The organism is Francisella sp. XLW-1 (assembly GCF_008711455.1).
GTDB classification, from domain to species: Bacteria; Pseudomonadota; Gammaproteobacteria; order Francisellales; family Francisellaceae; genus Francisella; species Francisella salimarina.
The window spans coordinates 1-7,057 of sequence record NZ_VXKP01000012.1 but is presented as its reverse complement, the minus strand read 5'-3'; the positions used below and the strand labels follow the sequence as shown (position 1 = coordinate 7,057).

Sequence of the window (7,057 nt, the reverse complement as noted above, 5' to 3'; positions counted from 1 at the left end):
TGATTTACAAGGGATTGTGGAATCTCTAATTAACGATTTAAAAATCGGTCACCCCTCTGTAAGCTAGATATAGCAATGATTACAGCTATGATTGCAGAAATTCCGTACCTTCCTGAATAGAACCCCATGATCCTATAATGGCTAATGCCGCTATGGATAGAATTATATCTAAATCTTACAAAATAACTTTAGAGGGCGAATCTTATCGAAAAAAACTTATTCCTAAAATTGATAAATCTTTAAATTAATGGTTTAATTTTTTTGGAGTTAGTGGATCAGTAATGTTGTCTCCGCTCTGGGTCAGTAATCGTGTCCCGTAACAATGAAGAGGTAAACTGTCCCAAATTGACGGGGTAGATCAGTTATCTTTATTCCAATATTTGATTGTAATAACACATAAGCCAAAAGCAATTGAGCTATCAATACTCTAAAACACTGCTTATATTTGATCGATTTCCTATCAAAACTTATAGTATATGATAATAAAAATATAATAATTAAACTCAAAATAAAATATATTAATTTAGTTAGCATAGAATCTTTTTCTTATGAATATTCTTTGATTAAAGTTAAGAAAACATACATGTTCGGTCTTATCTCTTTTTTTTGCCTCATATCAAAAAACCCTTCTACTAACACTGGTAGCTTAGGTCTAAAATTTTTATATTTTTCGGCATCAATACAAGCAATATTTGCAAACTCATTATAAATCTCGGATGATAACTCAATTGAGCCACCAGCACTTTTAACACTTAAAAAGTTTGAGACTATATCAGCGTTATCATTTATAAACTTTTGGATTGCATCATACTCAGAAGCTAAAGCCTTTCTTTCATTTTTTTCTTGCTCTTTTCTTAAATTTTCTTGCTCTTTTTCAAAAGCTACTTCTTCTTGTAAGTTTTTGTTCTCAAGAGTTCCTAAAAAGTATCGTGCAGGAGTTGTTTCAATAATATCATCTATTATAGCTTGCTGAGTTACTTGAATAGAGCTTGAAATAGCACTTAAAGTATAAGCATCTTCTATTTCCTCAATCTTATTATTACTTATACCCCAGCTCTTGAATATTTTTTCAAAAGGAGATTTTATTTTTTTATAATCAAAGTCTACAAGGTATTCATTATTAATATTTTTTTGTTTTTTTGTCAACGAAGAATCTTTTATATTGTCTTGCTTATAATCAAATGAAAACTTAATACTTTTAAATGACTTGGCTTCTTTTACTAATTCAAAATCCATATACAAATCTGTATATTCATTTATTTCTTCTCTTACGACTTCTAACACTTGCTTTTTAAATGTGCTAAAACTCCTATATTTAGATCCTAAACCTAATTTATTTTTATACTCAGTTATATCTAGTGATAAGTGTTTCTGATTACTTGAGTCTCTTAGTATTTTAAATATTAAATAAGAATAAATTGCATTATGGTTCTGAATTTTAACTATATTATCAAAACTAATATTTGAATATTTAACAAAAGCAATTAATCTTTCTATCGCTTTTGTATTTAAACTTATTAAAATATCGCCCGTTCTGTTTGAATAAGTTATCTCTGAAAACCAAGGTATCGTTCTTCCTGATAAAACATCTTCTGACTCTATGGGATGTGGTGTGTTTATTATTTTTGAGCCTAATGATTTCCTTACTTTATTTATTTCTCTAGCTAAGTGCTCCCTTCTTACACCTGTTATTTTCTCAAAATCGATCTTATTAAAAACATAATCAGTAGGAACTTTACTAACCAATTCTCTATATTCTTTTATATTCCCAGTAAAATTATCAAAATCTGGTAAATATATCTTATATTCGTTCAGTCGAGAAAGTAGCATCAAAACTAACTTAGTCTCATTAGTTGTCCAGTTATGTTCAGATTTAATATCTGCAAACAATGATGTTAAATAAAAGGATTTTTTCAAAATATTGTTGTCAATATTAGTTTTATTCATAGTTTACTATCTCTGCCCCTAAAAAGCAATTAATATTTTTTAGTTGCTTTTCTAACCATTTAGTTGCTTTTCTAACCATTTAGTTGCTTTTTCTAACCATTTAGTTGCTTTTTCTAACCATTTAGTTGCTTTTTCTAACCATTTAGTTGCTTTTTCTAACCATTTAGTTGCTTTTATCCCCCTGTGATCTATATATACTAAGGGTTTCGAATTTCTCTAATAAACAACTATGTAATAGTAAATAAAAAATAACAAACAACAAACAAAGCATCCATAGGATACTTGTCTGTATGTTTTCTTTTTTGATTATAAATTATTCAGGTAAGCTTATAAAGAAAATGATTATTACTGTTTCTCTTAAAGCCTAAATTGACGCTATTTAATTAGTCTATAGAAGCTAGCTTTGCTTATGTTATATTTTTCTAATATATCTTTAACTAGCATACCAGACTCTCTATCTTGTTTCATTTTCTCAAGATCTTTATGTTTAAACTTTGGTTTAACTCCAAATTTAATATTATTGGCTAGTGCTTTCTTAATTCCATCAGCCTGTCTTTCTTTTCTAATATTATTTTCAAATTCTGCAAAAACACTAAGCATTTGAAACATTAGTCTACCTGTAGGAGTAGATAAATCAATTTTTTGATCTAGTATATATAAACTAATAGAATCTTCTTCAAGTGTAGTAACTATTTGGTTAAGGTGAACATTACTCCTTGCTAGTCTATCTAATTTAGTTATTACTAAAGTATCGTGTTCTCTTAAGTAGTTTAAACACTCCTTTAAAGCAGGTCTTTGTTGATCTACACCAGTGATTTTTTCTTTGAATATTTTTTTACATCCAGCTTTTTTCAGCTTTTCTACTTGGACATCTAATTTTTGTCCAGTTGATGATACTCTAGCATATCCGACTAATGACATATCTACCTCACTAAATCTACACTATTTTGGATAGACAGCTCTAAAAATTTTTCTAGTCTATTAGCGTCTGCTAAAGAGTCTAAGTAATCAAGCCTATTATCATTTAATATTAGTGGTGGAATATAATCATTTTTTATAGCCTGGTACGTCATTAATAATCGCCCCACTCTACCATTACCATCAGCAAATGGATGTATTATTTCAAAATCTATATGAAACTTAGCTATCTCATTTAAATTAAGAGATTTATCATACCTATATACCAAGTTATTTAGATGTTGATCAATAGCTCTAGGCTCTGATAGTTTTATATCCACTCCTTTAATATATCTATCATCTTTTCGCCATGAACCAACAGGACGCTCTACCCTCTCAGGAGATACTGCTAATGCCTTATCAAATAAAATTGCATGTATATCTTTAACTAACCCAGAGTTTAAAGAACTAGAGCTATTAGAAGCTTCTCTAATTACAAAATCAAAAGCACTGGCAAATCCAATAACGACTAACTGTTCATGTAAGGGTTTACTTTGAGCGGTCATTCCATATTCAAGTAATCTCTTAGTTTCTCCAAAAGTTAAACTTATTCCCTCAATAGCACTTGAGTGATGAGTAAGACTAATTCTTAAAGTATTAAAAAGATCATTTTTTTGAATGGTGGTTAAATCTGATAATTTCATGTCTTAAAATATCTAAAATGATTCAATACACTAATTATAAGACATAATAGAGACATAATCAATACATTAACCACTTTTTGTGTCTTAAAAGTATACTTTTGGGAACATTCAACATTCCCAAAAATGACTATTGGAATAATCAGATTGTGACTATCGAAATCTAGCAATAGAAAGAAATGTGATTTTAGAGTTTCCCATTTTGGGACTATTTAGGGAATGTTTTATAGTTCTAACTTAGTACGGTAGTTGTAGAATATAGTAAATATAATAAATATAGTAAATATAATAAATATAGTAAATATAGTAAATATAGTAAATATAGTAAATATAGTAAATATAGTAAATTCGCTTTACTTAAATTTTGAATATATCTCTATAAATTCATTATCTTCTAGTTTACTCAATGCTATCAATCCCATTCTAATAGTTCCAGATAATCCTTTATCTTTGTGACCTAACTTGATTGTTCTATTTATTAAGTCATCAAGTAAATCTAAGTCATCTTGATACATTGTAATAGTTTTTTTAACGGTTATATTAGATGGATCTAATTTTGGTCTACCAACTTTACTAATGGTTTTACTAATATTTTTAGCAGAAACCATGTCAGGAGATTCATTTAAAAAATCTTGCCTGTCATCTTTAGATATTGGTTTATTCATACCTAACTTAATCTTTTTACTAGATGTCATATATTTCTTTCCCTAAATTATTTATTTCTTCTATAGCTTTTTGGTCTATGTAATCTAAAACACTTAATCCATTTCCAAAAGTTCTCCAATATGCTGATCTGTAATAAAGAGTACTTTTCGTTTGTATAAATTCAGGTAGTTCTTCTAGTATTGCTTTTGCTTCTTTTTCATCATCCATATTTGGATTTGTTGGAGAGTGAGTAAATAAAGCATATGATTTTAAACCCCTATTCATAGCCTTAGCTTTTTTAGTAATATTATTTAAATCAGGTAGAGTATCAATATCTATTTGCGAAGGTCTTATTGTTGTGATAAATATATCAGCTATTAACAATGCTGATCTTAGTTCTACAGAGTCTCTACCTCCAGTATCAACTACTATATACTCATATTTCTTCTTTAATTGACTTAGTCCATCATAGATATCACCACTAAGTTGGACGCCCTGTATTTTAAATAAATCAGGATAGTTTTTATTTCTTCTTGAAATAGCCTTACTACTTGAAAGTTGTGGATCAGCATCAACTAACAACACATCCTTATTATTCATAGCTAGATATGATGCTAAGTTAAAAGCAGTTGTACTTTTGCCAGTACCACCTTTTTCACCGCCTATTAAAAATATCATAATTACTCCTATTTTGTGTTGAACACTGGAATTATAATACATACAGTATTTATTGTAAATACAATAAATACAATAAATACAATAAATATAGTAAATATAGTAAATATAGTAAAGGGTAGCCTTTAGGGTTGCTATATGCTCAATATATTGTTATAATAAATATATAAGTAATTAAAACCTTAAATGATATGTTTGAATGGGATGAGAATAAAAACCAACAGAATATTGAGAAACATGGTTTTGATTTCAATGATGCAAGAGATGTTATACCTGAGAATGTAATTCGTATTACTCTTGATGATAGGAAGGATTATACAGAAAGTAGATATAATATTTTTGGTAAGAAAAATAATAGAGAGGTTGTTATAACAGCAACAATAAGACATGGAAAATATAGGATTATTTCTTTTCGTAAGTGTAATAAAAGAGAGATAAAAAGGTTTTTCAAGGAGTAAATTATGAGTAATAAGAAAAGTTTTAATAAGATATGGGATAGTATAGATGATAAGGATATTGTTTATGATAATGACAGTCCTGATTTATCTAAAGTAGATAATTACGAAAGTATGACTTTTGATCAGCTTGAAAATTTAAGATTGGCTAGTCAACTTGAGTATGATGAAAAAGAGGTTAAGGATAAAAAACTTAGTGTAAAAGTATCAGAATCAGAACTTAAAGAAATAAAAGAGTTCTGGGGTAAAAATTATACAGCCAAAGTTAGAAAGTTCTTATTGGACTTTATTCATCATTCTGAAAAGAAGCATACATAAAAAGTAACATAATTATTTTTAGTAAAAATGATCCAGCTAAAATTTGATTTTAAAAAAATTTCTAAAAAGAGAATAGAGCGACCATCTGAGATATCAGAAGAACTAGTTTTTGCTGTGATTGATGATATTAAAAAACAATCAAAAAATAAGAAATTAACAAATAAAAAGATTATAGACCTCCGACCGGTATCCTGGTAAAAAAGGGTCATGTTTGTTTTTTACTCTGAACATTAAACTCTAATGGTATTGATGCTTTTGATTTTGATAGCTCAAATACTCCATAACGATTTATATTTTCCCTAAAGAATGCTGATAAAATCGATAAACTCTCATCATTATATTCAACCCCATCATTAGCCAATTGATTAAGTACATTGGTTTGATTGGCTACGGTATGAAACATAACTGCATTAGCAGTCATTCTACCAAATGCGATAATCTTTTTCTGGATATTGAGATTGTTCTCCTCAATAATCCCATTTTTACCAAAAGCAATCCAATCAATAAAATCATTAAATTCCTCACTCTTACAGGTTGCAGCTTGAATTTTTCTGCGGAGATCAATATCTGATATATAGTCTAAAAGAAAAATTGTTCGGATAACACGTCCTAATTCTCGAAAGGCTTGATGTAATTTATTCTTTTTACTTTTGTAACATAATTTCTTCAATATTGCAGAAGCTTTAACTTTACCATTTTGAATGGACATGACAACACGCAACATATCGTAATACATTGATTCTATTAATTTCCATTCAGGCTCCTTTGATGTGAATATTTCACTGATATGTTGATATGATTTTTCATCCATGTCAGCTGGACGATAAAAATTAAGGTGCTTAAAACTTCTTATTCTAGGCATTAATGTTATTGCCAATAAATATGCAAAGCCAAATACAACCTCATTCTGTGCGTGAGTATCTCCATGGATAATTTCAGGTCTGATAGATTCATCAACCTCATAAATACCATCAAAAATATATATCGCCTCGTAAACACCACAGGGAATGAAGTTACTAAATAATGCAATATACTGATCAGAGACGTGATAATACCCAATACCACCGTATTTACCGTAACGAACATGGTGTTCAGCCAACAAATTGTTAGTGTACATATCCCAATAAGTGCCATCAACAGAAGCACTCTGACCATTTCCCCAAATATAAGGTAGGTCAAATTGCTTATATGCTTCGATGATTATTTCACTTATTTTATTGAGCCTTACTTCTGTAATATGATGATTGAACAACCAGGCTATTTGTTTTCGAGAATACTTTTTTAAACATCTCTCAGCTTGAACAGGACCAACATTACATCCATATGCAAACCAGGTAGCAATAAACCTTAACGCATAATCTTTAATTTTAGATTCATACCCTGATAGTGGCTTTAACTTATGACTGAGATTAAGCCAAT

10 protein-coding genes are annotated in these 7,057 nt (G+C 29.0%); 3 read left to right on the top strand and 7 right to left on the bottom strand.

What is annotated here, in order from left to right:
• Nucleotides 1-300 precede the first annotated feature (300 nt).
• The 6 genes from F3D59_RS10220 to F3D59_RS09685 form a co-directional block, all read right to left on the bottom strand.
• Entirely contained in the window at nt 301-534 is a 234-nt protein-coding gene (locus F3D59_RS10220) for a Na+ dependent nucleoside transporter N-terminal domain-containing protein (protein ID WP_150464745.1), read from the bottom strand.
• 12 nt (nt 535-546) lie between these two features.
• Nucleotides 547-1,947, bottom strand: a complete 1,401-nt coding sequence (locus F3D59_RS09705) for a replication initiation protein (RefSeq protein WP_150464744.1) — start codon at nt 1,945-1,947, stop codon at nt 547-549.
• A gap of 375 nt (nt 1,948-2,322) precedes the next feature.
• Nucleotides 2,323-2,868: a recombinase family protein gene (locus F3D59_RS09700; protein ID WP_150464743.1), complete on the bottom strand. Its 546-nt coding sequence runs from the start codon at nt 2,866-2,868 to the stop codon at nt 2,323-2,325.
• 2 nt (nt 2,869-2,870) lie between these two features.
• Nucleotides 2,871-3,548 carry a Fic family protein gene (locus tag F3D59_RS09695; RefSeq protein WP_150464742.1) on the bottom strand — a complete coding sequence of 226 codons (678 nt, stop codon included), beginning with the start codon at nt 3,546-3,548 and terminating at the stop codon, nt 2,871-2,873.
• 350 nt (nt 3,549-3,898) lie between these two features.
• Complete coding sequence (locus F3D59_RS09690) at nt 3,899-4,240, bottom strand: hypothetical protein (protein WP_150464741.1); 342 nt, start codon at nt 4,238-4,240, stop codon at nt 3,899-3,901.
• A complete protein-coding gene (locus F3D59_RS09685) occupies nt 4,230-4,868 on the bottom strand; it encodes an AAA family ATPase (protein ID WP_191092476.1) in 639 nt (212 codons plus the stop codon). The genes F3D59_RS09690 and F3D59_RS09685 overlap by 11 nt, the downstream gene beginning before the upstream one ends.
• A 188-nt stretch (nt 4,869-5,056) precedes the next feature.
• Here F3D59_RS09685 and F3D59_RS09680 point away from each other — a divergent pair, with 188 nt between their 5' ends.
• From F3D59_RS09680 to F3D59_RS09990, 3 genes are read left to right on the top strand one after another with little or no spacing between them, the layout of a single operon-like run.
• The gene (locus tag F3D59_RS09680; protein WP_150464739.1) at nt 5,057-5,323 is read left to right on the top strand and encodes a BrnT family toxin; all 267 of its coding nucleotides are present in this window, start codon (nt 5,057-5,059) and stop codon (nt 5,321-5,323) included.
• A gap of 3 nt (nt 5,324-5,326) precedes the next feature.
• Nucleotides 5,327-5,638, top strand: a complete 312-nt coding sequence (locus tag F3D59_RS09675) for a hypothetical protein (RefSeq protein ID WP_150464738.1) — start codon at nt 5,327-5,329, stop codon at nt 5,636-5,638.
• A gap of 27 nt (nt 5,639-5,665) precedes the next feature.
• Nucleotides 5,666-5,836, top strand: a complete 171-nt coding sequence (locus F3D59_RS09990; RefSeq protein WP_191092475.1) for a hypothetical protein — start codon at nt 5,666-5,668, stop codon at nt 5,834-5,836.
• A gap of 7 nt (nt 5,837-5,843) precedes the next feature.
• Here the strand turns inward: F3D59_RS09990 and F3D59_RS09670 are convergent.
• Nucleotides 5,844-7,057: Tn3 family transposase (locus F3D59_RS09670; RefSeq protein ID WP_150464737.1), on the bottom strand; the 1,214-nt coding region annotated here is incomplete at its 5' end.